This window comes from Terribacillus sp. FSL K6-0262, assembly GCF_037977385.1.
In the GTDB taxonomy this organism is placed as follows: domain Bacteria; phylum Bacillota; class Bacilli; order Bacillales; family Amphibacillaceae; genus Terribacillus.
Genome location: NZ_CP150277.1, coordinates 3,050,860 through 3,077,298, shown reverse-complemented (window position 1 = coordinate 3,077,298; position 26,439 = coordinate 3,050,860). Strand labels below are relative to the sequence as shown.

General features: G+C 48.1%; 27 protein-coding genes. 2 read left to right on the top strand and 25 right to left on the bottom strand.

The genetic code is table 11. The annotated features are described in order from the left end of the window. Nucleotides 1–20: 20 nt before the first annotated feature. The 21 genes from MHI54_RS15765 to gpr all read right to left on the bottom strand — a co-directional run bounded on the left by MHI54_RS15765 (nucleotide 21) and on the right by gpr (nucleotide 20,203). Nucleotides 21–977: a PhoH family protein gene (locus MHI54_RS15765; protein ID WP_095215452.1), complete on the bottom strand. Its 957-nt coding sequence runs from the start codon at nucleotides 975–977 to the stop codon at nucleotides 21–23. A 2-nt stretch (nucleotides 978–979) separates the two neighbouring features. After that, entirely contained in the window at nucleotides 980–2,218 is a 1,239-nt protein-coding gene (gene yqfD / locus MHI54_RS15760) for a sporulation protein YqfD (protein WP_095215453.1), read from the bottom strand. A gap of 24 nt (nucleotides 2,219–2,242) precedes the next feature. Then, complete coding sequence (gene yqfC, locus MHI54_RS15755; RefSeq protein WP_170829697.1) at nucleotides 2,243–2,524, bottom strand: sporulation protein YqfC; 282 nt, start codon at nucleotides 2,522–2,524, stop codon at nucleotides 2,243–2,245. Nucleotides 2,525–2,607: 83 nt separating this feature from the next. Continuing rightward, nucleotides 2,608–3,045, bottom strand: a complete 438-nt coding sequence (locus MHI54_RS15750; protein ID WP_095215454.1) for a hypothetical protein — start codon at nucleotides 3,043–3,045, stop codon at nucleotides 2,608–2,610. 22 nt (nucleotides 3,046–3,067) lie between these two features. Further along, nucleotides 3,068–4,060 carry a flotillin-like protein FloA gene (gene floA, locus MHI54_RS15745; protein WP_095215455.1) on the bottom strand — a complete coding sequence of 331 codons (993 nt, stop codon included), beginning with the start codon at nucleotides 4,058–4,060 and terminating at the stop codon, nucleotides 3,068–3,070. Then, complete coding sequence (locus tag MHI54_RS15740) at nucleotides 4,057–4,758, bottom strand: NfeD family protein (protein WP_095215456.1); 702 nt, start codon at nucleotides 4,756–4,758, stop codon at nucleotides 4,057–4,059. Before MHI54_RS15740 ends, floA begins: the two co-directional genes overlap by 4 nt. Nucleotides 4,759–4,924: 166 nt before the next feature. Beyond that, the gene (locus tag MHI54_RS15735) at nucleotides 4,925–5,371 is read right to left on the bottom strand and encodes a GatB/YqeY domain-containing protein (protein WP_095215457.1); all 447 of its coding nucleotides are present in this window, start codon (nucleotides 5,369–5,371) and stop codon (nucleotides 4,925–4,927) included. Nucleotides 5,372–5,392: 21 nt separating this feature from the next. Then, on the bottom strand, nucleotides 5,393–5,566 hold the full coding sequence (rpsU, locus tag MHI54_RS15730; RefSeq protein WP_077308578.1) for a 30S ribosomal protein S21: 174 nt from the start codon (nucleotides 5,564–5,566) through the stop codon (nucleotides 5,393–5,395). A gap of 141 nt (nucleotides 5,567–5,707) precedes the next feature. Beyond that, complete coding sequence (deoC, locus tag MHI54_RS15725) at nucleotides 5,708–6,373, bottom strand: deoxyribose-phosphate aldolase (RefSeq protein ID WP_340082009.1); 666 nt, start codon at nucleotides 6,371–6,373, stop codon at nucleotides 5,708–5,710. A 26-nt stretch (nucleotides 6,374–6,399) separates the two neighbouring features. Next, nucleotides 6,400–7,746, bottom strand: coding sequence for a tRNA (N(6)-L-threonylcarbamoyladenosine(37)-C(2))-methylthiotransferase MtaB (mtaB, locus tag MHI54_RS15720; protein WP_095215459.1), 1,347 nt, complete (start codon nucleotides 7,744–7,746; stop codon nucleotides 6,400–6,402). A gap of 11 nt (nucleotides 7,747–7,757) precedes the next feature. After that, the gene (locus tag MHI54_RS15715; RefSeq protein WP_095215460.1) at nucleotides 7,758–8,504 is read right to left on the bottom strand and encodes a 16S rRNA (uracil(1498)-N(3))-methyltransferase; all 747 of its coding nucleotides are present in this window, start codon (nucleotides 8,502–8,504) and stop codon (nucleotides 7,758–7,760) included. A 15-nt stretch (nucleotides 8,505–8,519) separates the two neighbouring features. Then, a complete protein-coding gene (prmA, locus tag MHI54_RS15710; RefSeq protein WP_095215461.1) occupies nucleotides 8,520–9,458 on the bottom strand; it encodes a 50S ribosomal protein L11 methyltransferase in 939 nt (312 codons plus the stop codon). Nucleotides 9,459–9,478: 20 nt separating this feature from the next. Then, entirely contained in the window at nucleotides 9,479–10,603 is a 1,125-nt protein-coding gene (gene dnaJ / locus MHI54_RS15705; RefSeq protein ID WP_340082008.1) for a molecular chaperone DnaJ, read from the bottom strand. Between the two features lie 150 nt (nucleotides 10,604–10,753). Then, the gene (dnaK, locus tag MHI54_RS15700) at nucleotides 10,754–12,571 is read right to left on the bottom strand and encodes a molecular chaperone DnaK (RefSeq protein WP_095215463.1); all 1,818 of its coding nucleotides are present in this window, start codon (nucleotides 12,569–12,571) and stop codon (nucleotides 10,754–10,756) included. 36 nt (nucleotides 12,572–12,607) lie between these two features. After that, on the bottom strand, nucleotides 12,608–13,168 hold the full coding sequence (gene grpE / locus MHI54_RS15695; RefSeq protein WP_095215464.1) for a nucleotide exchange factor GrpE: 561 nt from the start codon (nucleotides 13,166–13,168) through the stop codon (nucleotides 12,608–12,610). Between the two features lie 66 nt (nucleotides 13,169–13,234). Further along, entirely contained in the window at nucleotides 13,235–14,263 is a 1,029-nt protein-coding gene (hrcA, locus tag MHI54_RS15690; protein WP_095215563.1) for a heat-inducible transcriptional repressor HrcA, read from the bottom strand. A 76-nt stretch (nucleotides 14,264–14,339) separates the two neighbouring features. Continuing rightward, the gene (gene hemW, locus MHI54_RS15685; protein ID WP_340082007.1) at nucleotides 14,340–15,500 is read right to left on the bottom strand and encodes a radical SAM family heme chaperone HemW; all 1,161 of its coding nucleotides are present in this window, start codon (nucleotides 15,498–15,500) and stop codon (nucleotides 14,340–14,342) included. 62 nt (nucleotides 15,501–15,562) lie between these two features. After that, nucleotides 15,563–17,383: a translation elongation factor 4 gene (lepA, locus tag MHI54_RS15680; protein WP_095215466.1), complete on the bottom strand. Its 1,821-nt coding sequence runs from the start codon at nucleotides 17,381–17,383 to the stop codon at nucleotides 15,563–15,565. Nucleotides 17,384–17,497: 114 nt separating this feature from the next. Beyond that, nucleotides 17,498–17,833 carry a hypothetical protein gene (locus MHI54_RS15675; RefSeq protein ID WP_095215467.1) on the bottom strand — a complete coding sequence of 112 codons (336 nt, stop codon included), beginning with the start codon at nucleotides 17,831–17,833 and terminating at the stop codon, nucleotides 17,498–17,500. Then, on the bottom strand, nucleotides 17,830–19,026 hold the full coding sequence (locus MHI54_RS15670; protein WP_340082006.1) for a stage II sporulation protein P: 1,197 nt from the start codon (nucleotides 19,024–19,026) through the stop codon (nucleotides 17,830–17,832). The genes MHI54_RS15675 and MHI54_RS15670 overlap by 4 nt, the downstream gene beginning before the upstream one ends. 85 nt (nucleotides 19,027–19,111) lie before the next feature. Further along, complete coding sequence (gene gpr, locus MHI54_RS15665) at nucleotides 19,112–20,203, bottom strand: GPR endopeptidase (RefSeq protein WP_095215468.1); 1,092 nt, start codon at nucleotides 20,201–20,203, stop codon at nucleotides 19,112–19,114. Nucleotides 20,204–20,361: 158 nt separating this feature from the next. On the opposite strand from gpr, the gene rpsT reads away from it, so the two are divergent. After that, nucleotides 20,362–20,628, top strand: a complete 267-nt coding sequence (gene rpsT / locus MHI54_RS15660; RefSeq protein ID WP_095215469.1) for a 30S ribosomal protein S20 — start codon at nucleotides 20,362–20,364, stop codon at nucleotides 20,626–20,628. Between the two features lie 65 nt (nucleotides 20,629–20,693). Here the strand turns inward: rpsT and holA are convergent, their stop codons facing one another. From holA to MHI54_RS15640, 4 genes are all read right to left on the bottom strand, one after another. Beyond that, complete coding sequence (holA, locus tag MHI54_RS15655) at nucleotides 20,694–21,731, bottom strand: DNA polymerase III subunit delta (protein ID WP_340082005.1); 1,038 nt, start codon at nucleotides 21,729–21,731, stop codon at nucleotides 20,694–20,696. A gap of 270 nt (nucleotides 21,732–22,001) precedes the next feature. Beyond that, the gene (locus tag MHI54_RS15650) at nucleotides 22,002–24,254 is read right to left on the bottom strand and encodes a DNA internalization-related competence protein ComEC/Rec2 (RefSeq protein WP_095215471.1); all 2,253 of its coding nucleotides are present in this window, start codon (nucleotides 24,252–24,254) and stop codon (nucleotides 22,002–22,004) included. Continuing rightward, complete coding sequence (locus MHI54_RS15645) at nucleotides 24,251–24,826, bottom strand: ComE operon protein 2 (RefSeq protein WP_095215472.1); 576 nt, start codon at nucleotides 24,824–24,826, stop codon at nucleotides 24,251–24,253. Before MHI54_RS15645 ends, MHI54_RS15650 begins: the two co-directional genes overlap by 4 nt. Nucleotides 24,827–24,892: 66 nt before the next feature. Next, nucleotides 24,893–25,504 carry a ComEA family DNA-binding protein gene (locus MHI54_RS15640; RefSeq protein WP_095215473.1) on the bottom strand — a complete coding sequence of 204 codons (612 nt, stop codon included), beginning with the start codon at nucleotides 25,502–25,504 and terminating at the stop codon, nucleotides 24,893–24,895. A 96-nt stretch (nucleotides 25,505–25,600) separates the two neighbouring features. On the opposite strand from MHI54_RS15640, the gene comER reads away from it, so the two are divergent. Then, a complete protein-coding gene (gene comER, locus MHI54_RS15635) occupies nucleotides 25,601–26,425 on the top strand; it encodes a late competence protein ComER (protein WP_095215474.1) in 825 nt (274 codons plus the stop codon). Nucleotides 26,426–26,439 lie beyond the last annotated feature (14 nt).

The following is a 26,439-nucleotide window of genomic DNA, read 5'->3' as shown; positions in this document are numbered from 1 at the left end:
AGACCCGGAGCCGGGCCTTTTTACTCTGACTCGTATGCTTCGATGATCCGCTGCACAAGCGGATGACGCACGACGTCGGTCTGTTTCAAGTAGGTAAAATAGATACCTTTCACATTGCTTAATTTTGTCTCGACGGAACGCAGACCGGAAGCGACGCCTTTTGGCAAGTCAATCTGCGTCAGGTCGCCGGTGATGACCATCTTGGAACCGAATCCAAGCCGAGTCAGGAACATCTTCATTTGTGCATTTGTCGTATTCTGTGCCTCATCCAGGATGACGAACGCATCATCAAGCGTACGGCCGCGCATATATGCAAGCGGAGCGATTTCAATCGTACCGCGTTCGATCAATCGTGTCGTCTGCTCCAATCCGAGCACATCATGCAATGCATCGTATAGCGGCCGCAGATACGGATCCACCTTTTCCTTTAAATCCCCCGGCAGGAATCCGAGGCTTTCGCCTGCTTCCACCGCTGGGCGTGTCAGGATGATGCGTTTGACGATGCCTTTTTTCAGGGCATTGACAGCCATTACGACAGCAAGATAAGTTTTCCCGGTACCAGCAGGACCAATTCCAAAGACTAAATCATTGGACTTGATGCCATTGATATAATTCCGTTGACCAAGCGTTTTCACACGAATGGATTTACCCTTTGCGTTTTTGGTTATTTCATCATCAAATAATGTTTCAAATTGATCCAGATTGTCTTTTTTAGCTAATTCTATTGCGTATACTACATCACGCTCGCCTATCGGTATACCGCGCCGGATAACAGCAGCCAGTGCTTGCAGCAGCTCTTCTGCAGTCCGGACATCCTCTTCTGTGCCCGTCACACGGACTTCTTCTCCCCGTGTGACAATGGATACACGGAATTGCTCCTCGATCTGCTTGAGATGCCGATCCTCCGTACCGAACAGAGCCAATGTTTCATTCGTATCTTTTAATTGCAAATTCACACGTTTTACGTCTTCGGGCATAATCAATCTCCTTGAGATATAGGTTGAGATGTTGCGATATCTTCATTTACTTGAAAGTATAAGATTAGTTTTACTTTACCATTCTCGACAGTCTCATGTAAAATTTTTTGAGAAATAATGTCAGCATCCGGACCGATCTGGAGCTGTAAATCCTGCTTGGCTATCTTCTCAGCCTGTGCCTTGGCTTCCTCATTCGTACGTTTCACTTCTTTCGTGATGCGCTCATATTCCGATGTCTTGGTGATGGCGATCGGCAGCTCCCAGCGCAGAAAGCGGAGATAGCGCACAGAGGTCTGTTCCTGTGAATCCTTGAATTCAGATTCCCCAAAACCCCATATAGGCAAATGGAAACTATCACCAAACCGAATGGCATAATCACTATCCTGCTTACCGCTGAGAACGGTATATGTTTCTTCCAGGGGAACCGCTGCCGACACATTATACCACGTCCGTGCGATGACGCTGCCAGTCGCAGCAACTGGTTTCCTTGTATCTTTCGGCTTTTCCCCATCCTCTTGATCCTCCGATACAGGAGGAGGCTCGCTGCCGATCATACCTGAAACAAGGATGTCCCCTGGCTCCACGTAGTCATGGACACTGACTTGCGGTACTCCTTCGGAAACGAACATGTCGACGATGACACCTTTTTTCTTGGCCACAAGATGACGGGGTCCAGGTTTTTCCCCTTCTTTCACGATGGTTTTCGGTACGCCTTCCAATGAATAGGTTGTCCCTTTTTCTTGTACTCCTATCCAGAGCAGCTCCGGAATATCCTGGAGAAGACGCTGCTGGATGTCGACTGGAGCACCAAGCGTCAGCTTGAATGCACCCAGACGCACACCGTACTCTTCCAGCTGGGTTTCAATTTGATGCTCCAATTCGGGACTTACACCTTTTATTTCAATTTTCCAGACAGTGTTCGAAAGAAAGAAAATACACAGTATGCTGATAGCAATACCGAGTATCAATGGTTTTTTATGAAGCAATGCAGTGAAGAGGAAAGGAAATCCATGCTTGCTGCGGAAATGTATTTTGTAGCCTGTCCCTCTTCGCTGCGTGCGAAGCCTGCCGATGTCCTGTTTCCGGATTTTCGCTTCACATGTCTGACTGTCTTTTTTGATGATATCCCAGACCAGTATTTTTTCCTGGACCAGCTGATTGAAAAACAGCTCCGGCCTATCCCCTTTTATCAGTACGGTCACATATCCGGTAAAATAAATATCCTGTGTGTGCTTCTTCATACGTACCTCCCCGATCTGCTTGCCTTATGAATCAATGAATTTGAATTCTTTCATTTTGCCCTCGAGCAAGATTTCTTCCGGCAGCATGACTTTCAGCACAAAGGACTCCCCTGTTATCCGCAGGAAGCCTTTATTGAGCCGCAGCCTTAGTTCATTATCAGAAAAGAGCACTAGTCCCCTGTGATTCTCGATATAGGCATGGAAATGGCCAATCGTCGTAATACGAGGGAGTTCAAGCACTACATCAGCAGGCATATCCAAATGCTCAGTGAACCAATTTCCAATTCGCTGCTGCCATTTTTTCATTCCCATCAGCTCCCCTCTGCACATTCTATGTGGAAGGGCAGAAAGTAAGAACAGTCCATTGAACGAAAAAAAAAGCGAGTCCATCAACGGACTCGCTTACTATAAATGCGATGCGGTTTTTTTGCGCGTGGTTCTCCCAGTATTTCCGACCATACCACTTGTTCGGCCAATTGTCTGCTTGTCGGCCGTTTCAGCTTGATCGGTTCGGCCTTCGATTGGTCTTTCTCCTGCTGACGGGCGGAAGAGGCGCCCTGCACTGCGACCACTTGTTCCATCGCCTCTTTGACTTGGTCCCTCAAGTCATCCACTTTCTGATCCGATTTGGCCAGCTCTGGAGCCTTCGCCTGCTGCTTCTGCTGCGGACGAGGGCTCTTGCGCGGCTGCTTCTCCCGCCAATTTTTCACTGGGGGCTGCGTCCGTCTTGGATCCTTTTCATTTCCGCCTTTTTTTCCGGCTGCATTAATGAAGAAAGCAATGGCAGCGACTGCTAATGGTACGAGAAATTGCAGAATGTCAAACATGCTCCTGCCACCTTTCTAGAACTTAAAGCTCATCCTCATCTTTATCGCCTTGCGAGATGCCGCCGATGCTGTCACGCATTGTCGTATCAGCATTGATATTCTGATAGTTCATATAATCCATCACACCCATGTTTCCGGAACGCAGCGCTTCTGCGAGCGCCAGCGGTACATCCGCTTCCGCTTCCACTACCTTGGCCCGCATTTCCTGTACGCGCGCTAGGTTCTCCTGCTCCTGCGCAACGGCCATGGCGCGTCGTTCTTCGGCTTTTGCCTGGGCGATATTCTTATCTGCCTCGGCTTGATCCGTCTGAAGGATCGCACCGATGTTTTTACCGATATCAATATCGGCAATATCGATGGAAAGTATCTCGAACGCAGTCCCGGAATCCAATCCGCGCTCTAACACGTTATGGGATATCTTATCTGGATTCTCCAGTACATTGCTATGGTTTTCGGAACTACCGATGGTACTGACGATCCCCTCGCCGACACGGGCGATGATTGTATCTTCTCCGGCACCACCGACCAAGCGGTCGATGTTGGCACGTACTGTGATTCGGGCTTTTGCCTTCACCTCGATACCATCGATCGCCACACCAGAGATGAAAGGCGTCTCGATTACTTTCGGGTTGACACTCATTTGCACGGCTTCCAGCACATCCCGGCCAGCAAGGTCGATTGCCGCTGCGCGTTCGAATGATAATTCGATATTGGCGCGATGGGCCGCAATCAGCGCATTGACGACACGGTCAACATTACCGCCAGCCAGATAGTGGCTTTCCAGCTGGTTTGTATCAACCTGGAGACCAGCTTTATGAGCCTTGATCAAAGGACTGATGACACGGGATGGGATAACACGTCTCAAACGCATCCCGACCAATGTGAAGATGCTGATGCGCACACCAGCTGCCAGGGCACTGATCCATAAAGCCACTGGTACGAAAGTAAATAGGATAATCAATGCGATCAAAATGACTGCAGCAATGATAATCGGTACAAGAATATCTTGACTCATTCTTTTTCCTCCTCATTCGTCACGGAAGCGACGACGATTTTTCTGCCTTCTGTACGGATAACAACTATTTCCGATCCTTTGGCAACATACCTTCCCTCCGTGATCACATCCATTTCCATGCCCTTGATTTCGGCCATTCCGGTTGGACGCAGCGGCGTTTTAGCCAGACCACGCTGACCGATAAAGGCAGGCACATTCGGGAGCGTATCAGAATGGAGTGTTTCTTGGAGGATCATTGGCTTGAACATGCCTTTTTCGAAGCCTACAATGCGAATGACATAGATGAGGGCCAATATGGTAACCACAAATGCGATACTGACGCTGAGCATCATATCGGTCCTGTCAGCTGCCATGCGGAATAAAGCCCAAAGCAGCCCGATCATCCCCAGTATGCCCATTATCCCGCCGGGTACGAATAATTCCAGGACAAGTAAAAGGATGGCGGCCGTCAGTAGCAGGATGTCCGTACCTGTTGCCAGCCCTCCTGCAATGTGGCCATATAGAAAAATACCTCCGGCAGCGATACCGAGTATTCCGCCCGCCCCAAAGCCAGGAGTGAACATCTCGACCGCCAAACCAGCAAAGGCTATACAAAGAAGGAGGGTTACGACGACTGGGGAAGTGATCCACGCTTGCATGGTATCGCTGAAGGCATGCACTGCCGTTTGAAGGCTCGGGAGCGTGATATAGTGCAGCATGTGAATCCTCCTGACCAACTGATTTCGTCTAAGTTGTTATGTACAGTAACCTATACGCCTGATTACAGAAAAGGTTTCATTTTATTATTATATATCAATAAAAAAGCGAAAATCCCAATCAGATGATGATTGGGATTTTCGCTTCAGATATTCATATGACTATCAGTTAAGACAAGTGCTTATTCACGATTTTATTAACTAAAGATCCATCGGTTTTGCCTTTTACTTTCGGCATGACAGCGCCCATCACTGAGCCCATATCTTTCTTGGAAGTAGCGCCTACTTCCGCGATGGTCTGTTTAATAATGTCTTCAAGTTCTTCTTCCGAAAGCTGTTCCGGCAAATAATCATTCAGAACCTGAAGCTCCGCTTCAAGCTTCTGAACAAGATCATCGCGTCCAGCTTCTTGGAATTCTTGGAGGGAATCTTTTCGTTGTTTTACCTCACGGGATAAAACGGTAAGTTCTTCATCTTCTGACAGCGTGTCATTACCAGTACGAATTGCTTCATTCTGCAGGGCGGCTTTCACCATACGGATGACGCTGAGCGTCTCCTTATCCTTTGCTTTCATCGCAGTCTTCATATCCTGGTTCAGACGTTCTGTTAATGACATATCTCTTTGCACCCTCTTTGCTTACTTACGCTTTCTAGCCGCCTCAGATTTTTTCTTGCGACGTACACTAGGTTTTTCGTAAAATTCACGCTTACGGTATTCAGATAGAGTACCGCTTTTAGAAACTGTGCGCTTAAAGCGACGAAGAGCATCTTCAAGAGACTCGTTTTTGCGAACGCGAGTAGTGTTTGACATGCTAATTTCCCTCCCTCCGAAGCATACAACAATGTGCTATCTCATATGCACTGCTGCATATGTCTTTGCTCATTATAATATAATGCTAAAACCTGGTCAATAGAAAGGTGCAGAAACCTGCACCTTTCACAAATAACTTAATCAATAATCGCTGCTGCCTGCCTGTCCCTTGATGATCTGGACACCGGCACTTGCACCGATACGGGTAGCACCTGCTTCGATCATGGCAAGTGTCGCTTCCCGGTCGCGTACACCGCCGGAAGCCTTCACTCCGATTTCAGGTCCGACAGTCTTGCGCATCAGACGGATATCTTCCACTGTTGCACCGCCGCCGGAAAAACCGGTTGAGGTTTTGACGAAATCGGCTCCGGCTTTGACTGCAAGTTCACATGCAGTCACTTTTTCTTCCTCGGTAAGCAAGGAGGTTTCGATGATCACTTTTGTCAATACTCCTGCAGCTGCTTGGACTACTGCACGGATATCCTCCTCCACAGTCGCCAAATCGCCTGACTTCAAAGCGCCGATGTTGATGACCATATCGATCTCCCCTGCACCTTTCTCAATCGCATCCTTTGTTTCCAAAGCTTTGACTGCAGTTGTGGATGCACCAAGCGGGAATCCGATGACGGTGCAAACCTTCACACCCGTATCTTTAAGCTGCTGTGCGCAATGAGATACCCAGTACGGATTAACACAGACAGAAGCAAATTTATGCGTGGCCGCTTCCTTGACGATCACATCGATCTGTTCCTTTGTTGCATCCGGCTTTAATAATGTGTGATCAATATATGCTGCGATATTTTCCAAGAGAGATGACTCCTTTTGTAATCAATTTAGATAGTGACACTTGCTTCTGCGTCATCCATGACACGGACGAATTGACCTTCGTTATACGGATAGCCGGCTTTTGTCAATTTCACACGCACGATCTTCCCGATCATATCCGGTGTTGCCTCGAATTTCACCTTCAAATAGTTATCCGTATATCCGACATACAAAGAATCGGATTCTTTTTCATCATACAGTTCTTCCGGAATGACTTCGAGCACTTCATTCTCGAAGCGTGATGCATATTCTTTTGCTTGCTGATCGGAAAGCGTGATCAAGCGGTGCACACGCTCATTCTTGATTTCTTCATCGACTTGATCAGCCATACGCGCAGCAGGTGTCCCGGTACGCTTCGAATAAGGGAAGACATGGAGTTCGCTATAGCCGATTTCCTGTATGAAACGGTACGTTTCCATGAATTCCTCTTCTGTCTCTCCTGGGAAGCCTACGATCACGTCACTGGTAATGGCAAGGTCAGGTAAAGCTTTCTTGACTTTTTCGATCTTGCTGCGGTAAAAGTCAGTTGAGTATTTACGGCGCATCCGTTTCAAGACGGAATCCGAACCGGACTGGAGCGGTATATGCAGATGACGGACTATCTTTTCCGATTCATCCAGCACTTGGATGACCTCATCCGTAATCTGACTTGCTTCAATGGATGAAATCCGGATCCTTTTCAGTCCGCGGACATTCGTTTCCAATTCGCGAAGCAATTTTGCGAAATTGTAATCCTGCATGTCTTCCCCATAGCCTGCTGTATGGATCCCGGTAAGGACGATTTCCTTATAGCCGGCGTCCACCAGCTGCTGTGCTTGCTTCATCACGTCCTCCGGCTTACGGGAACGCAGAAGCCCACGGGACCAAGGAATGATACAGAAGGTACAGAAATTATTGCAGCCTTCTTGTATCTTCAAGGACGCACGGGTGCGATCGGTGAAAGCGGGCACATCCATTTCCTCGAAGACGCGATTCTTCATGATGTTGGAAACGCCATTGATCGGTTCCTTGGTCTTCTTGAACTCCTCGATATGCTCGATCATCTTATCACGGCCTTGCGTGCCTACCACGATGTCGACTCCCGGAATCTCCATGATTTCACCAGGTGAAGTCTGCGCATAACAGCCTGTGACGCAAATGACCCCGTCAGGATTTTTACGTACTGCCCGCCGGATGATCTGGCGGCTTTTTTTATCACCTGTATTGGTGACGGTACACGTATTGATGACATAAACATCGGACTGATGGTCAAAATCGACCCGCTCATAGCCTTGGGCCTTGAACTTCTGCCAAATACCTTCCGTCTCATAATGGTTCACTTTACAACCTAATGTATGGAATGCCACTGTAGGCATGAAAAAACACCTCATTCTTCAAAATGGTACGATAGACTAGCCAACATATACAAGGGAGCGGTTTCGGTGCGCAAAATACGAGGCCCAAGCCTTATAGGTGCAAAACCTGCGTTCCGAAGCGCATCTGCTTCTGAATCACTGAATCCGCCCTCTGGCCCAATTACGACAAGCACATTGTCTGATGGCGAAATACGCTCAAATACGGAACGAAGCGGTTCTGCCTTCAATCCTTTTGCCGCTTCCTCATAAGCGAACAATTTATGCTTATATGTATCGCTGCTGTCAAGCAGCTCTTGAAAGGATTGCACATCTTCGACTGCCGGAATGCTCAGGCGACTGGACTGCTCCGCTGCTTCTTTGGCTATTTTTTCAAGCCTGATCCGCTTTTTGTCTTTCTTTTTCTCATCCCATTTTACAACGGACCTGGCAGCTTGGAAAGGAATGAATCCAGCCGCTCCCAATTCCGTTCCCTTCTGCACGATCCATTCCAGTTTATCGCCTTTTGGCAGACCCTGGGCAATTGTTACTGTTACCGGCATTTCCGTATCATTGTCGACATTTTCAGAAACGCAGACAGTGACATGTTCCGATGACAGCTCAGCGATCTTGCATATTGCTGCACGCCCCTTTGGATCGACACAGATGATTTCATCGCCTGGCTTCATCCGCATCACGCGATTGATATGATGCGCATCCTGTCCGTCCAGCATAATCCGGTCATCCTGCCAATTGGCAGCTTCTACGAAATAGCGCTGCATCCTTTCACCTCTGCCTTATTTCTTCTTTGCAATGATGGCGACCCAATCTTCCATTTCATTTACTTCGACAATATCAAAACCCGAAGCTGTCAAGGCCTCTTTCACTTCATTTTTCTTTTGGCTGATAATGCCGCTTGTAATGAACAGACCGCCTGGTTTGATCAATTTATAAGCATCATCTGTGAATTTCAGGATGATTTCAGCCAGGATATTCGAGACGATGACATCCGCTTCCACCTCCACGCCTTCAAGCAAGTTATTCGGCCGGGCAGTGATGCGGTCGGCAGCTTGGTTGAGTTCTGCATTGATTTTCGTACTGTTCACCGCGACTTCATCCAGATCGAATGCATGTACATGCTCTGCACCAAGCAGAACTGCAGCAATGCTAAGGACCCCGGAACCAGATCCCACATCGATGACGATGTCGCCTTTTTTCACAAAACGTTCGATCGCCTGGACACTCAATACAGTCGTCGGATGTGTTCCCGTCCCAAAAGCCATCCCAGGGTCGAGTTCCATGATCACTTCATCACTTGCAACCGGTGTATAATCTTCCCATGTCGGGATGATAGTGAACTTTTCTGAGATCTTCACAGGCTTGTAATATTTTTTCCAGGCAGTGGACCAATCTTCTTCATCCACTTCACTGACTGATACTTCATTGGCACCTATATCAATCTGGTATTCGCTCAGATTGGATATTGCAGCCTTGATTTCATTCACCGATTCATTCAGGAAACTGTTCAAAGGCAAATATGCCTTGATGAAAATGCCTTCTGCCGGATAATCGTCCGGGTTCAGTTCGTAGATTTCACCAAATGTCGTTTTATGATCTTTTACCAGATCCTCCGGGTCCTGGATCACGACACCGCTAGCCCCTGCTTCATGCAGGATATTCGAAATCGGCTCGATCGCTTCATTTGTCGTATGGATACACAGCTCTGCCCATTTCACGCACTCGTTCACTCCTTTTATTAAAACTCACCCTTGAACGCACGTTTCATACGTGTAAAGATGTTGTCATGCTGCTCATCAGCCGGGTCGTTCCCGCTGATATCGTTCAATTCGCGCAGGAGCTCCTTCTGGCGGTCGGTCAAGTTCGTCGGTGTCACGACGCGGATTTTGACATGCTGATCCCCTTGACCATATCCGCGAACATTCGGCGAACCCTTGCCCTTGAGACGGAATGTCCGGCCAGTCTGGGTGCCGGCAGGGATTTTAAGCTTCACTGCCCCGTGGACTGTCGGTACTTCCAATTCATCCCCGAGCGCAGCCTGAGCGAACGTTATCGGCATTTCACAATAAATATTGTCGCCATCGCGGTCAAAGAACTCATGGCTGCGCACTTGGATGACTACATACAAATCTCCCGGAGGCCCTCCGTTGACACCGGCTTCCCCTTTTCCTGACACACGGATCTGCTGGCCATCGTCAATACCTGCAGGGATTTTGATGTGGATTTTATTGCGTTTGCGCACTCGGCCGGACCCACCGCATGTATTACATTTATCCGGAATGATCTTACCTGTTCCGTTACATGTATTACATACACGTCGATTCACTACGCGGCCGAACGGTGTGTTCTGTTCCACATTGAGCTGGCCGCTTCCGTTACAGTGTGTACAAGTTTTCGGCTGGGTGCCTGGCTTTGCCCCTGAACCATGGCATGTATCACATTCTTCTTCCTTCGGTATCTCGATATCTGTTTCTTTCCCAAAGATCGCTTCTTCAAACTTAAGCGTCATGGTATATTGCAAATCCGCACCTTGACGGGGTGCATTCGGATCCTGGCGCCGCGCACCACCGCCAAAGAACATATCGAAAATGTCGCCAAATCCGCCAAAATCCTGTGCTCCGGCACCACCGAAGCCCTGGCTCTGCGGACCAGCATGGCCGAATTGATCGTACTGGGCACGCTTTTGTTCATTTCCGAGCACTTCATATGCTTCTTTTGCTTCCTTGAACTTATCGGCTGCATCTTCAGCCTTGTTCACATCTGGGTGGTATTTGCGCGCAAGTTTACGATATGCTTTTTTGATTTCTTCCTTGGAAGCGTCTTTTCCGACACCGAGCACATCGTAGTAATCCCGCTTACTCACTGACAATCACTCTCCCGACTCTCTCTTTTACATAAATTTTATCATACCATTAAGCCGTACAGGCATCAAATGCTCTTAACATGTAACAAGTCAAAGCCGCTGGAGAGCAGGCTTTGACTTGTCGGGTGTCACTAATTATTGCATATAAGCTTATTTTTTATCGTCGTCGTTCACTTCTGAGAAATCAGCATCCACGACATCATCGTCCGCTTTTTCTGCGCCTTGTGCTTGCTGAGCCTGTGCTGCTTGCTCATACAATTTTACAGACAAAGCTTGAACTTGCTCGGAAAGTGCGTCCTTCTTCGCTTTGATATCTTCGATGTCGGAACCTTCCAATGCTTTTTTCAGTTCTTCTTTTGCTGTTTCAGCTTTTTGTTTATCTTCTTCGGAGACATTGTCAGCCAAGTCTTTCAGCGTTTTGTCTGTTTGGAAGATAAGCTGATCTGCTTCATTGCGAAGATCTACTTCTTCGCGGCGTTTTTTATCTTCTTCTGCGTTTTCTTCCGCTTCTTTAACCATTTTTTCCACTTCTTCGTCAGAAAGACCTGAGGAAGATTTGATTGTGATGGATTGCTCTTTGTTTGTGCCAAGATCTTTTGCACGTACGTTTACGATACCGTTCGAGTCGATATCGAAGCTTACTTCGATTTGCGGTACACCGCGTGGTGCCGGCGGAATATCGGACAATTGGAAGCGGCCGAGCGTTTTGTTGTCCGCTGCCATCTCACGTTCCCCTTGAAGTACGTGGATGTCTACAGAAGGCTGATTGTCAGCAGCTGTAGAGAATACTTGGGATGCGCTTGTCGGGATTGTCGTGTTGCGTTCGATCAATTTCGTGAACACGCCGCCCATTGTTTCGATACCCAAGGAAAGCGGTGTTACGTCAAGAAGCACGACGTCTTTGACATCACCCTGCAAGACACCGCCCTGGATTGCAGCACCAAGTGCAACCACTTCATCCGGGTTGACGCCTTTAGAAGGCTCTTTGCCAGTTTCTTTTTTGATTGCTTCCACAACAGCCGGAATACGAGTGGAACCACCGACCAGGATGACTTTGTCAATTTCGCTGGCAGAAAGATCAGCATCGCGAAGTGCTTGACGAGTAGGTCCCATTGTACGTTCTACCAAATCAGCTGAAAGCTCATCGAATTTCGCACGGGATAGAGAAAGCTCCAAGTGAAGCGGACCTTCTGCACCGGCAGTGATGAACGGAAGGGAAATCTGTGTCTGCGTGACACCGGAAAGATCCTTCTTCGCTTTTTCTGCTGCATCTTTCAAACGCTGCATTGCCATTTTATCTTTGGAAAGGTCGATGCCGTTTTCTTTCTTGAATTCAGCCACAAGATGATCGATGATCACTTGGTCGAAGTCATCACCGCCAAGACGGTTGTCACCAGCAGTGGAAACCACTTCGAATGTGCCATCGCCGATATCCAGGATGGAAACGTCGAAAGTACCCCCACCAAGGTCATAAACAAGGATTGTTTGATCTTCTTCTGTATTGATACCATATGCAAGTGCTGCCGCTGTCGGCTCGTTGATGATACGTTCCACTTCAAGACCGGCAATCTTACCAGCATCTTTCGTTGCTTGGCGCTCTGCATCGTTGAAGTATGCAGGAACCGTGATGACTGCTTTATCCACAGTTTCGCCTAGATAATCTTCAGCGAAGGATTTGATGTACTGCAGGATGATTGCAGAAATTTCTTGAGGTGTGTAGGCTTTACCCTCGATTTCCACTTTGTAATCCGTACCCATATGACGTTTGATGGATTGGATCGTGTTCGGGTTCGTGATTGCCTGACGCTTCGCCACTTCACCGATTTGTCTTTCCCCATTTTTGAAAGCTACGACGGATGGAGTTGTACGGTTGCCTTCCGGATTCGGGATGACGCGCGCTTCTCCCCCTTCCATTACGGATACACAAGAGTTTGTTGTACCTAAGTCAATACCAATGATTTTACCCATTTTGTATTTTTCCTCCTTCAAAGCATATGTAGTGCTTTATTGATTCACTTGAACCATAGCCGGCCGGATGACACGGTCTTTCAGCTTATAGCCCTTTTGCAGTTCCTGTACGACCGTATTCGGTTCGTATTCGTCATTTTCCACCTGCATGACTGCTTGGTGCAAATGCGGATCGAAAGGCTGTCCGACTGTTTCGATTGTTTCAATGCCTTGTTTGTCGAAAGCTTCTAATAGCTGGCGATGTACCATGCGGATACCATCGACAAAACCTTTATTCGCCTCTTCATCCTGGACAGTCTGAAGGGCGCGATCCAAATTATCGACAACCGGAAGCAAGGCTTCCGCCAAATCTTGGGATCTATATTTGCTGGCAGCTTCTTTTTCCTTCTGCGTACGCTTGCGGAAATTGTCATACTCAGCCTGCACACGAAGAAGACGCTCATAAATTTCGTTTTTCTCCTGTTCGAGCTGGACTAGTTTTTCACTGCCTTCATCGTTGGTTTCGGATTCCTCAGCCGGAGCTTGATCGATCACTTCTGCCTCGACAGCTTCCTGCTCTTCGGTTTCATTCACTTTTTCTTTTTCTTCATTCGCCATGATGGTCACCTCCTGAAAAACATCTCTTATATGAAAGGCTTGCCGAAAGAGCAAGCCATATTCAACTCATTTCTGCCAGTCCTGATATGCACTTGTCAGTTTCTTCGATAAAACATGCATCAGCGACATCACACGGGAATATTCCATCCTGGTGGGTCCCAGCAGGGCCACAGTCCCCATATGCGTGCCATCAGCTGTATAACTCGCTGTCACAAAGCTGCAATCCTGCAGCGCATCCAGCTTGTTTTCCGTTCCGATGGAAACATGCAGGCCATCTTGCTCCCCCTTGAGAAGATCGGCTATCATTTCACCTTCTTCTTCAATCATCGTATAAAGGGTACGCAGCTTATTCAAGTCCTGAAAATCAGGCTGCATCAGGATATTCGTCTTTCCGCCGAAATAAAGTTTGAGCGGCTGCTCTGTTTCCATGAAGGAACGCAGATAAGCAAAGATAGTCTCATAATGCACAGTATGCCGTTTGAGCAAATCCTGCACTTCCGCCTTCAGCCTGCCGGGCACCATCATAAGCGGCACACCGGCCAAGCGGTCGTTGAGGATATTCACTACCTTTTCCATTTCGCCATGATCCATTCCATCTGGTATACGGAAAGATTTGTGTTCCACATGCCCAGTGTCTGTCACAAGGATCATCACCGCACTGAAATCCGATAAAGTCAGAATCTGGATATGCTTCAGCTTCGTCTCCAGCATTTCGGGTCCGAGTATGATACTCGTATAGTTGGTCAGCTCCGATAACAGTGCTGCAGACTGCTGGACGATTTCCTCCATCTCCCGAATATTCGCAGAGAATGTCTGTTTGATTGCTGTCGTATCCTCTTGCGTCAAATGAAATGGTGTCAGTAGATGATCCACGTAGAAACGATAGCCTCGTTCGGAAGGAACCCTTCCAGAGGAGGTATGCGTCTTTTCAATCAAGCCAAGCTGCTCCAGTTCAGCCATATCATTACGGATCGTCGCCGCACTATAGGCAACATCCTGCTTATTGGAGATAGCACGCGAGCCGATTGGCTGCGCTGTTTCAATGAAATCATCGACTATGACCTGAAGGATACGCAGCTGTCTTTCTGTCAGCATGATCATCACCTCGATTAGCACTCTTGTTTGGCGAGTGCTAAATATACATATAAGGTAACAAAGCCTATTAAAATTGTCAATTCGAAATGCTTGCTGGTTCTTCGTCCAAAAGGAACTCCTGGAATACATCATTTCCAAATAAGAAACCATCTTCCGTCATGGCAACATGAGCGTCATCTTCTATCAGCCATCCTTTGGCAATCAACAAATCGAGCGGCTTTCGGTACACATCGGCAAGCTCCACACCGAATTTTTGAAGGAATGCAGCTTTACTCACCCCTGATTTTTTCCGCAAGCCAAGGAATAGCTCTTCCTCGATACGCTCTTTGCGGCCGATAGGCTCCTCATGCAGCACAGGTATGCCATTTTCATTAGCTTGCTTCAAATAAGCAGGCAGCGGGCGGATGTTGATGATACGACGGCCTGGCAAATAGCCATGCGCCCCAGCGCCAAGGCCGTAATAAAAGTCATTATTCCAATACGCCAGATTATGCTGGCTTTCCTTGCCTGGAAACGCAAAATTGCTTACCTCGTACTGCTGTCTGCCATGCGCCTTCATTTGGTCACGCAGCAGGTTGTACATGCTGGCTTCCAATTCTTCCGGTGCTTTCTTCAGTGTCCCTTTTTTGTAACGCTGATAAAAGACCGTCTTTGGCTCGATTTGCAGCGAGTAAGAGGAATAATGCGGCAAATCGAATTGCAAAGCCTCTTCCACAGTATGTCCAAATTGCTCCAAAGTCTGTCCTGGGAGCGCATAAATCAAGTCGATGCTGATATTGTCAAAACCAGCCTGTTTAAGCAGGTCAAGGCTTTCATATACATGCTTCACCCGATGGACCCTGCCGATTGCCTCTAACAATCGATCATCAAACACCTGGACACCAAGGGAGATGCGATCCACACCATACGCTCTCAGCAGCTTCGCTTTCTCCAATGTCAGATCGCCAGGATTGGCCTCAAAAGTATATTCCTTGGATGCATGTACATCAAACGCTCGGTCGACACTTTTCAAGACATGCTCAAGCTGCCGCATGTTAAGGGCAGTCGGCGTGCCCCCACCGACAAATATCGTATTCATTTGCTGTCTGCTCGGGATGTAGTGCTCTATTTCTTTCCTCAAGGCTTCCACATATTCATCTGCACTATCTTCCCGGTAAAAAAACTTCGTAAAATCACAATAGTGGCAGAGCTGTTCACAAAACGGTATATGGATATACGCGGATTTCACTTCGTTCATCATGCAGCCTCCTTCCGCAATGACAAACCCTTGCCGGATAAGGACAAGGGTTGTCTGTTTTTTTATTCGTCGTCCATCTGCAGGATGGCCATGAATGCTTCCTGCGGCACTTCCACGGAACCGACCATCTTCATGCGCTTCTTACCTTCTTTTTGTTTCTCAAGCAATTTACGTTTACGCGAAATGTCCCCGCCATAACATTTGGACAGGACGTTTTTTCTCATCGCTTTGATATTGGACCGGGCAATGATCTTATTTCCGATTGCAGCCTGTACCGGTACTTCGAACTGCTGACGAGGTATAAGTGTCTTCAGCTTTTCAACAATCGCTTTACCGCGTTCGAAAGCAAAATCACGGTGTACGATGAAGGATAATGCATCTATCGTGTCGCCATTCAGAAGGATATCCATTTTCTGCAGGTCGGATGCCTTATAGCCTACCAGCTCATAATCGAAGCTTGCATACCCTTTGGTTTGGGATTTCAGCTGATCGAAGAAGTCGTACACGATTTCGGAAAGCGGAATTTCGTAGACGACATTCACACGGACATCGTCCAAATACTGCATGTCCTGGAAATCGCCGCGTTTCTTCTGGCATAGCTCCATGACCGTACCGACATAATCATTCGGTACCATGATCGTAGCTTTGACGTATGGCTCCTGCACTTCCGCACGTGATTGCGCATCCGGTAAAGCTGCAGGGTTGTCGACTCGGATCTCGCTGCCGTCATTCATGACGACGTTGTAGATAACACTTGGTGCTGTCGTGATCAAATCGATATTGAATTCACGTTCGATCCGCTCCTGGATGATTTCCATATGCAGCAGACCAAGGAAACCACAGCGGAATCCAAAGCCCAGCGCCTGGGATGTCTCCGCTTCGTATTGCAACGAACTGTCATTCAGCTCGAGACGTTCGAGTGCTTCCCTCAAGTCATTGTATTTGTTCGCATCGACCGGGAATAAACCGCAATAAACCATCGGATTCAATCGGCGATATCCCGGCAGTGCCTCACTGGCAGGATTATCAGCCAATGTGATGGTATCCCCGACCCGCGTATCACTTACATTTTTGATGGAAGCCGTCAAATAACCGACGTCCCCGACGACCAGCTCGTCCTTTTTGACCGGTGCCGGATTGAAGACACCGACTTCATTGACTTCGAATTCTTTTCCTGTCGCCATCATGCGGATTTTATCGCCTACTTTGACCGAGCCTTCCTTGATACAAGTATAAGCCACGACTCCGCGGTAAGAATCATACAAAGAGTCGAAAATCAATGCTTTCAACGGTTCTTCCGCATCACCTTTTGGCGGCGGGATACGATCCACGATCGCCTCAAGGATTTCTTCTATACCTATTCCGGCTTTGGCGGATGCCAAAATTGCATCACTTGCATCGATACCGATGACATCCTCGATTTCCTGCTTGACCCTCTCGGGATCGGCACTCGGTAAATCGATCTTATTGATGACCGGGATGATTTCCAGGTCATTATCCATTGCCAAATAGACATTGGCCAATGTCTGAGCTTCGATTCCCTGGGCAGCATCCACTACCAGGATTGCTCCCTCGCAGGCTGCCAAGCTCCGGGATACCTCATATGTAAAATCGACATGCCCTGGTGTATCTATCAAATGGAATATATATGTCTCGCCATTTTCCCGTTCATACTGAAGCTGCACCGCATTCAGCTTGATCGTGATGCCGCGCTCCCTTTCCAGATCCATTGCATCCAAATACTGCGCCTTCATCTCGCGCGCAGTAAGAGCTTTCGTCTTTTCCAGAATACGGTCAGCCAGTGTCGACTTCCCGTGATCGATGTGGGCAATGATCGAGAAATTCCGCACATGCTGCTGATTTCGTCTGTTCGTCTCTACCAATCAAAATCACTCCTAAATTGTCCGAAGCTGCCCACTTGGAGGCAGCCGTAACAATAACTAGCATTGATTATAGCAATTGCGCCTTGTTTATTCAATGTTTTTAAGCGCTTAGCCTCAGCCGAACAATGCATTGGAAAGCTGTTCGACAGCTGTGATGAAACCGGAACAGATACCGCTGAAGATACTTCCCAGGCCGCTGGCCAGCCGCTGCACGAACGATCCATCCGCGCCTTCATCCGTCACAGGTGCCGTTTTTTCCATTACAGCTGCATTGCCTGTACCATCGAATGTCGACGAGGCAGTCAGTTCTCCTTCTTGCTGTTCTGGGGCTGGCTGCTGCCCTGCTGCTGGCGGCAGATCAGCCCGTTGTACATCCTCTTTCTCCATGCCGATCAGAATCCCGCCAAAAAACAAGGTCAGCATCGTCAGTACAATCACTACATATTTCATTCCGCTTGTCCCCCTTGGACTTTTTCTGCTTCCCAGTAATAGTCGGCAAATATATTCGCAAACAATTCCGCCGTACGTGTCGCTTCTTCCAATGTATTTTCCGCGCCACCTATTTCCAGAAGGGCTGCCTTATCCGAAACATCCTGGTTATAGACTCCATCTACCCCTGCCCCTTGTTTGGTGATGACCCCCCGACTCAAGCCTGGGTATTCCTCTTCGATCTTTTTGTGCAAATCCGTTGCCAGCTTCAAATTCTTTTCATAGTCTTTATTTTCCGCGCCGACGACAAAGACGATTTTTGCATATGTTTCACCGTCGATTTCCTTGGTTGTATCCTTCCTTTTCAAACTGTCCCGGTGGATATCAAATACGAAAGAAATATCTTTATGCTCCGCAACGGCCGCCTCCACCACTTCCCGTGAAGCTTCATAGGACTGATGATATGCCATTCCTTTTTCATTGAGGATCGCTCCGATATCCGTCTCATCCGAAATCGTCCCTATGCCGAGCTCTTCCAATCTTTTTGCCAATGCCCCGCCGGCATGCGTTACATTGGCATTTTTGTTATAAGCATTTTCTTGCTGCTGTGCATCAAGGGAGGGCAAGTACGACTCCTGGTTGTGCGTATAATAGATATAGACAACATCTTTTTCGCCCGTCGAAGGTGCAGGCTCCGTTTCCTTACCATCTTCTGCTGGTTTTTGTTCCTCTTCGGCCGGTGTTTCTTCTTCTTGCTCTTGGGCAGGTTCTTCCTCTATGATGTGCTCCGGCTGTCCGGATTCAATCGGCAAGTTGGTATAGTTTGTCCCTTCTCCGGCAATGATTATCTGGTTCTCATATAGAGAAAAACCTGGAATCTCGGAGCCGAGGAGCGTCCGTGGATCATCCGGTTTGATCGTTGTCAGCATCTGAAGGAAAACAGTGGATAGCTGGATCGGCGGAGCTTCTTCGGGCCGGACACTTCGGAAAACCTTGTTTTCACTGCCTAGTATGTCCAAATAAACCGTGCTGTCAAGCTGCCTTGTCCAATCCGTCAATGCCTGAGAGGACAGCCGATATGCAGGTCCGGCAGTAGTGAGCGCCGCTATGCCGGTCAATAGGAAAAGGACAGATCCGATGAGGATGATTGTCCGCTTATAGATGAACAGTACGCCTGAATGCTTTCGCTGATAGCCGCTCCTTTTTTTGCCCACGAAAGAAGCTCCTCTCTTTTTGAATCTAGTTGATCTCTACTAGAATCTATGAGAGAAGAGCTTGAAGTAGAACCTCCGTAAAAAATCAGCGTGTGTAATCGGAGAGATTCGCCGGGTCGACCTTTTCGTGCAAGGCTCCATTGATGCCGCCGGCAATGACATGGGCCATATCCGCAATGAAACCATCCACTTCTTTTGGTGTCACCATGAGATTATGTCCAAGCGGTGTCAGCACCTCATGAATCAGCTGGCGTTTTTCCCCTTCCGTAAGCCCCCCTACCATACCGAATATGGCCTGACGCTGTTCATCGCCCGGCAAGTCCTCTTCCGTCAGTTCCTTTTTGCCAAAACGCATCCCTCCAGGGACCAGCGCTTTTGAAGGTTTATCCTTTTCTTTCCACTCCCTGCCGAAATGTTTGAAAAGATAGTCGATCGTATCACTCGTTATCGTAACTGCATCGACCACAGTAGGGACACCTATACTGAAAACCGGAATGCCCAATGTTTCCTTGCTAAGCTCCTTCCGTTTATTCCCAACGCCGGACCCTGGATGAATGCCAGTGTCGGATAGCTGGATCGTACTGTTTACCCGGCTGACAGAACGAGCTGCCAGAGCATCCACCGCTATGACGAAATCCGGCTTCGTTTTCTCGATGATACCGTGGATCAGCGTACTCGTCTCGATACCTGTCGTTCCCATGACCCCCGGCGATACAGCGGAAACGGGCCGATATCCATCCGCCACCGATTCAGGCTGCAGCTCGAATAGATGATTGGTGACCATGATCTTCTCGATCACTTCGGGTCCAAGGGCATCCGGCGTGACATTCCAGTTCCCCAGTCCGACAATCAAACCTGTCGCGTCCGTTGGTATATTGTTTTCAGCCAGCATTTGTTCAAGCTCTTTGGCAAGCACAAGTGCTGTTTCTTCTTCTTGTTTCGTATCTTGATTCTTGATTGCTTCCGTATGGATCGTAATATAGATGCCAGGTTTCTTCCCGATCTGCTTTGCGCCTTCTTCGTTCACCTGTACATAATTGACGGTGATGCCTTCCGTTTTTTTCTCCGTCACCGAAATGCCTGCTGCCGTTCCCTGTTTTTGTTCACTTGATGTATAGATATCCTTTGCTTCGATAGCCAAATCCGTCCGTACTTGCAGCTGCTTGATCAAAACCATCCCTCCACTTTTCACAAAAGTCAGGTTTAGCATAAGCAGATTGTCCGCAAATCATACGAAAAGTGACAGCTTCAGCAAAAAGAATTGTTGAAAACATCGCTCTGCTTTGGTACAATGGCTTTTGTTGTAAGATGAATTGTGCCGGAGGTGAAACAAACATGGCAAATATTAAATCAGCGATTAAACGCGTTCGTGTAAACAACGATAGCCGTCTAAGAAACCAAGCTTTGAAAAGCGACTTGCGTACTGCAGTGAAACACGTGGAAACTGCTGTTTCCAACAACGATGCTGAAACTGCTAAAAAAGCGCTTCTAACAGCTTCCAGCAAAATTGATAAAGCTGCACAAAGTGGTGTCATCCACCGCAACAAAGCAAACCGTCAGAAGTCTAGCTTGACTAAAAAAGTTAACGCTCTTGGCGCATAATATGCTAAGAAAAACGATTCCTTATACGGAATCGTTTTTTTAATAGGAAAAGCCCGGCAGGTTCATCAAACCATCCGGGCTTTCTTCCGTATAGTTGCAATTTGCTGCAGCAAAAGCTCAAAGGCAAGATTCTTTTCCATACGCCCCTGCTTCAAATCAGCATCCGTTTCAGCGGCCAAGAAGAGGATATGCTTCAATTCTTCCTCGGCGAAATGAGCTTCCCGCTTCAGCGCCAGCTTGATTACGAATGGATGGACCTTCGTCACTTCCGCCATCTTTGCTTGATTGTAACCCTTTTGCTTCAGGAGCTTCACATGCAGAATCGTCCTGAATTGGGAAGCAAGCAGCGCTACCAAGGCAATCGGCTCTTCCTTCAGCTTGATTAAATCGTGGAAAATATAGATTGCTTTCGCCAAGTCACCTGCCATCAGGGCATCGACTAGCTTCAAGCCCGAGCTGGTCTGCTGATGGGATACCAGTTTTTCTGCCATCTCCAAGGTTATGGTGCTACCCTCCCCTGCATAAAGGGCAAGTTTTTCGATTTCACCCCGCAGCAGGGCAAGATCCGTGCCGGCTTCCTGTATGAGCAAATCCGCCACTGTATCCTCCAGCCCGATGTTATACTCCTTGCTTAATGTACCGATCCACTCCGATAGATCCCATTCCTTTACTGGCTGGCAGGCGACAGCTTGTCCCGTCTTCTTGATGAGCTTGACGATTTTCTTCCGTTCGTCAATCTTTTCATAGGAAGCAAGCAAAACGAGTGTCGTCCAAGCGGCCGGATTTTGTGCATACTGCTCCAAACTTTCCAATCGATGATCCACAGCCGACTTATCCGGCTTCGCTTTCAGGAAGAAGGGATGGTAAGCGAAAATCAATTTTTGTTCGCTGAAGAAAGGATATTCTTCCGCATCCGCTATCACTTCCTGGATGGGGGTTTCCTCCAAGTCATAAACAGAAACATTCGTTCCATCGGAAAGGGCGAATTGTTTCTCTAATTTTTCCTTTATATCCTGCATGAAATAGGACTCCGTGCCATATAGTAAGTATATAGGGGAAAAATCCTTTTTCTTGATTGCTTTTAAAGCGTCAGTATACGACATGTTCTCACTCCTACGTAATCCTATTGTTTATCGTATCGACAAACAGAGATAAACGCAAGATGGAAACAGAGGGGAACAACCCAATGTCCCCCCTTATCTATATGAACGCCCTTGTTAGCCAGCTCCGGAGGCTGTAACACGAAGCGGTGTTTTTCTTACCTCTAGGTTAACCTGTCAGCCCGCAAGTTATAGGTGACAACTCTTGCTAATCCAGGTAAGTACCTGCTGCAAGGAGGTAAGTTCATATGCCTCTTTTATAACTACCGTATTCTATGGGAGGAACGGGCTAAATGTGCCTGTCTTCCCCGAGAAGGCATAGACGACAGCCCCATCCGTATCTGTTCGCCAGATACGGATGTTTTGCTGTTCCAAAGCTTGTATCACCTCCGGGGAAGGATGACCATAACGATTGTTGCGGCCAGCCGATATTAAAGCCGTTTCTGGCTTTATAAACGCAAGGAAATCCGGATCAGTCGATGTATTGCTGCCATGATGCCCGACTTTCAGTACATCTGCCTGTAACGATGGATAACTCCTGATGAGCTCCATTTCTTCCTCCTTGCCTATATCCCCGGTAAAAAGCCAGCTCTTTCCCCCAAGCCTTGTATACATGACAAGCGAATTTCGATTCGGATCTCCCTTATCCCTGGCAGGTGCCAGCAGCTGAACCTCCCAGCCCGGAAGCCTCAGGAGTTCTCCGGAGCGCCAAGGAATTATGTCTGTATCTGTATTCCAGTCATCCATCTTGGATTTTTCAAAATAGACCGAGGTCCGCACCCAATCCACATGGAATTCTCTTGTCAGTTTGCCGATGCTGCCGATATGATCATGATCCGCATGGCTGGCGAAAATGCCATCCACTTGTGCAATGCCCCTCTCATAGAGAAACGGCTTGATCACTCGCTCGAAATTTTTATCCGTTGGTTTAAAATCCATGCCGACACTGCCAGCTGCATCTATGAAGTATATACCTTTCCGATACGGCAATTCGATGACGAATGCGTCTCCTTGACCGATATCGAGCATCGTTACATACCCGGTGCTGCTTGTATACGGCAGGAGCACCGCTGCCAGCGGGATAGCAGTAAGTATGGCGCCATACCCAACGGCTTTTCTCCGTCTGCGCTTCTCCCATGCAGAACAGAATAAAATAAGCACCGCAAAATAAAGCAAAGAGAGTCCTATCGGCAGCTTTCCAGTCACCCAGGGATAAAAGGCCACACTATCTATCGATTGGATGATTCGAATCACCATATCATTCAGAAAGCGAAAAACCCCTCCCAGAAGAGCTGCAGCCTGCGGCCAGGGAAAGAGCAGGATACTGATCAAAAGCAGAAGCGGTATAGCGACGAATGTGTAAAATGGAATGGCAAAAAGGTTCATCAGAACGGAGAGCGGATTGAGGAAGTAGAATTGAGAGACCTGCAGGGGCAGGATGACAAGCTGGCTTAACAAACTTGTTTCCAGCAGGGCACTGATGAAGGAACCAGTATAAATCCGGGCAGACAGAAGCAGCGCCAAGCTGACCAGAAACGAAAATTGAAAACCGATATGAAATAAATATCGCGGATCGAGGACAAGCAAAAGCAGAAAAACGATACTGATGCTGTCAATGATCGGCAGCCGTATCGAAAAACGCAGCAGCACCATGATCAGCATCACCATCAGAGCCGAACGCCATACGGATGGCTCGCCTCCGGCAAAAACTGGATATATACCCAGGAAAATGAACAAAAACCAAAAGGACTTCTCTACCGTCAGGATTTGAAGCTTCGTCAGCACAAAATGAAGAATGGCAGAAAATAATGCAATATGCATGCCGCTGATGGCCAGGATATGCGACAGGCTCCAGCGGTTAAAAAGATTGATCGTTTCCTCATTTAAATTACTGTCTTCACCGGCGATCATTGCCTGCACCCATGCTGCGGTTTCCGGATCGAGACGCTCCCCTGCTTCGTGCAAAAACGCGGCTCGAGCCTTTGACAGCTGGCTGAATGGAGAAGATCCAGTACAGGTGATATCCTCCAGGTTTTGAAGCTCCAGCTCATAAAAGACCCCTTGCTGCTTTAAATAATGCCGATGATCGAATTGCCCGGGATTAGTGGCAGCATCGGGATGCGCGGGACTTCCCTTCATCGTACATATCGCACCTGTTGTCAAGCCAGGCAGTCTTTCTTGATCGTCTTGTTTGAAATATGTCACTTGTATCGATGCTGAACCGGAAGGATCTTCGGCCAGGAAACGGATCATTTCATTCGTTTCAGAAAGGCCGGATATGGAGGAAGTGAGCAGGATTGATTCATCCAGGGGCAGCTCATGTGGAATTGGCTGTCCGAGGGTGCTGTTGCCGTAAAATAACAGCGCGGCGATATTGGATAGGAGGAATGCCTGCAGGGGGAGCCGCTTTGTACAATACAGGAGGGACAGCCATATCATGACTGCAGGCAGCAAGACAATGGATAAGGAATGCGCCAGCATGCCCCCAAGGGCTGCCAGCGCAACAATATGCCATCTTCCGATCATATTCGTTCTTTATATGGAAGCTGATAGCGAGACACAGCTTCATCGGCAAGCCGCTGACTTTCAGCATCACCGGTCTGCTTGAGCTTGTCCACGACCCTTTCCATCAAATCACGTGTTTCTTGCGGTTTTGTATCCACCACCACCGCATCGAGCGCTACGTGCTCCGTCCTGACACCTGCTTCAGCGAAAAGTTCGACTGCATAAGGGTGATTTTTATAGTCACTTGCATAATAGACCGTTTTGATTCCTGCCTGTATCAACGCTTTGCAGCATTGCAGACATGGAAAATGTGTCACGTAGATTTCCGCGCCTTCTGTCGGAACTCCGAATTTTGCACATTGTAAAAGAGCGTTCATTTCTGCATGCACCGTCCGCACACAATGGCCATCGATGACATAACAGCCCTCATCGACGCAGTGCTTGCTGCCGGTGACGCTGCCATTGTACCCGCCGGCTATGATCCGCTTATCCCGGACAATCGTCGCACCGACCATCAGTCTCTGGCATGTACTGCGCAATGCCAATAAGTGGCTTTGCGCCATAAAGTATTGATTCCATGCTATTCTTTCCATGACACTTCGCCACCTTTCCTTTTCTAGAGTAAGTGTACAATCCTCCTCCGCATCCGTCAACCAACCTTATAAGCTGATTTGATCCTTCATATTTTCCAGTGATTTCTCTCCGATACCTGGTACCTCGGTGAGCTGGTCGATGGAGGTGAATGGACCGTTTTCCTCGCGGAAGGCAATGATGGCTTGAGCCTTCGCTTCGCCGACGCCATTGAGTTCTGTCAATGCTTCGGCATCTGCTTGATTGATATTGATCTTGTCCTTCGAATCGCTTGGACCAGCTGTTTGTACCGCTGCTTCTGCTTCCCCGGCAGCTGCTACGTATATCACCTGTTCATCGGCTATGCGCTGGGCAAGATTGATGCTTCTCCCCTCGGCCTTCTCTGTCAGTCCGCCAGCTGCTTCAATTGCCTGTTCCACCCTGCTGTCAGCCTCGAGCTCGTAAACGCCCGGGTCGTGCACCTCCCCTTTTATATCCACCATTACTTTGGTATTTTCTGCAGTCTGATTTTTTGCTGCGGCATCCGATCCCTCCTGCAGCAAACCCTTTGCTGCATCCGCCTCTTTATCGAGCGGCTGGATCGCCGCATCCGGATCAGGCCCTTTGATCCGCATGGCGAATACAAGGAAAATGATGACTGCCAACAGCAGCAGCCAGCTGTATTGTTTGAGTAGCTGCATGCGACATCTCCTTTCATATTCCAATGGCTGAAAGCATATAATCGATAACAGCGTAAAATGGAAACAGGCAGTATATGAGCAGAGGAGGAATTTGGAATGACGAAGTGGGGAATAATCGGAGTTGGCAATATGGGTGGCATGTTGCTGGAGACATGGGTGAACTCCGGGGCAATTTCTCAGGAGGATATCATGATCCTGAATCGTTCTGCTGAAAAGTCTTTGCATTGGAAACAATCTTTCCCATCTATCCGCATAGCAGACTCGATCAGCCAGCTGGCTGATCATGCCGATATATTATTTCTTTGCGTGCGTCCGCCGCATCTGCAGGGGGTATGCCATGAACTCCGGCCCTTATTAAAAGAGGATCAAGTACTTGTCTCGATCACAAGCCCTTTCTCCACAGAAGAACTGGAAGCACTCGTCCCTTGCCAGGTGGCACGCGCGATACCCAGTATCACGAATAGAGCTGCATCCGGCGCTACCTTGCTTACTTTTGGAACCAGCTTGACCAATCGGAATAAGGCCCGCCTTATCGATCTTATAAGCAGCTATTCGGATCCTGTCTATATTCCGGAAGAAATAACCCGTGTTTCTTCGGATATCGTTTCCTGCGGACCTGCTTTCTTCGGCTATCTCGCACAGCGATTCATCGATGGAGCTGTGACTGAAACAGCTATTTCAAAAGAGCAAGCCACTCATCTGACTGCCGAAATGCTGATCGGGCTTGGAAAGTTATTGGAAGATGGGCATTATACCCTGGAAGAATTGATCAGGAAGGTGTGTGTGAAAGGCGGCATAACCGGTGAAGGAATTGCAGTATTGGAAAAAGGGACGACTGATCTTTTCCCGATGCTGTTCCAGGCGACACATCATAAGTACCATGAAGAGAAGGATGCTATCAAGAGAGGACTGTACAATTAGGGATTCGACGCACG

Excerpts from the sequence above, each read along its gene's own strand:
- MHI54_RS15735 (WP_095215457.1), bottom strand. The coding sequence starts at position 5,371 with ATGTCATTAACAGAACGTCTGAACCAGGATATGAAGACTGCGATGAAA.
- MHI54_RS15715 (WP_095215460.1), bottom strand. The coding sequence starts at position 8,504 with ATGCAGCGCTATTTCGTAGAAGCTGCCAATTGGCAGGATGACCGGATT.
- grpE (WP_095215464.1), bottom strand. The coding sequence starts at position 13,168 with ATGGCGAATGAAGAAAAAGAAAAAGTGAATGAAACCGAAGAGCAGGAA.
- yqfD (WP_095215453.1), bottom strand. The coding sequence starts at position 2,218 with ATGAAGAAGCACACACAGGATATTTATTTTACCGGATATGTGACCGTA.
- MHI54_RS15675 (WP_095215467.1), bottom strand. The coding sequence starts at position 17,833 with ATGAAATATGTAGTGATTGTACTGACGATGCTGACCTTGTTTTTTGGC.
- MHI54_RS15740 (WP_095215456.1), bottom strand. The coding sequence starts at position 4,758 with ATGCTGCACTATATCACGCTCCCGAGCCTTCAAACGGCAGTGCATGCC.
- MHI54_RS15640 (WP_095215473.1), bottom strand. The coding sequence starts at position 25,504 with ATGCAGCTACTCAAACAATACAGCTGGCTGCTGCTGTTGGCAGTCATC.
- hemW (WP_340082007.1), bottom strand. The coding sequence starts at position 15,500 with ATGAACGAAGTGAAATCCGCGTATATCCATATACCGTTTTGTGAACAG.
- hrcA (WP_095215563.1), bottom strand. The coding sequence starts at position 14,263 with ATGCTGACAGAAAGACAGCTGCGTATCCTTCAGGTCATAGTCGATGAT.
- yqfC (WP_170829697.1), bottom strand. The coding sequence starts at position 2,524 with ATGAAAAAATGGCAGCAGCGAATTGGAAATTGGTTCACTGAGCATTTG.
- holA (WP_340082005.1), bottom strand. The coding sequence starts at position 21,731 with ATGTCGTATACTGACGCTTTAAAAGCAATCAAGAAAAAGGATTTTTCC.
- MHI54_RS15750 (WP_095215454.1), bottom strand. The coding sequence starts at position 3,045 with ATGTTTGACATTCTGCAATTTCTCGTACCATTAGCAGTCGCTGCCATT.
- MHI54_RS15765 (WP_095215452.1), bottom strand. The coding sequence starts at position 977 with ATGCCCGAAGACGTAAAACGTGTGAATTTGCAATTAAAAGATACGAAT.
- comER (WP_095215474.1), top strand. The coding sequence starts at position 25,601 with ATGACGAAGTGGGGAATAATCGGAGTTGGCAATATGGGTGGCATGTTG.
- dnaK (WP_095215463.1), bottom strand. The coding sequence starts at position 12,571 with ATGGGTAAAATCATTGGTATTGACTTAGGTACAACAAACTCTTGTGTA.
- MHI54_RS15650 (WP_095215471.1), bottom strand. The coding sequence starts at position 24,254 with ATGATCGGAAGATGGCATATTGTTGCGCTGGCAGCCCTTGGGGGCATG.
- rpsU (WP_077308578.1), bottom strand. The coding sequence starts at position 5,566 with ATGTCAAACACTACTCGCGTTCGCAAAAACGAGTCTCTTGAAGATGCT.
- MHI54_RS15645 (WP_095215472.1), bottom strand. The coding sequence starts at position 24,826 with ATGGAAAGAATAGCATGGAATCAATACTTTATGGCGCAAAGCCACTTA.
- floA (WP_095215455.1), bottom strand. The coding sequence starts at position 4,060 with ATGAGTCAAGATATTCTTGTACCGATTATCATTGCTGCAGTCATTTTG.
- gpr (WP_095215468.1), bottom strand. The coding sequence starts at position 20,203 with ATGGTTTTGATCAAGCAGCTGCAAGTACGGACGGATTTGGCTATCGAA.
- mtaB (WP_095215459.1), bottom strand. The coding sequence starts at position 7,746 with ATGCCTACAGTGGCATTCCATACATTAGGTTGTAAAGTGAACCATTAT.
- rpsT (WP_095215469.1), top strand. The coding sequence starts at position 20,362 with ATGGCAAATATTAAATCAGCGATTAAACGCGTTCGTGTAAACAACGAT.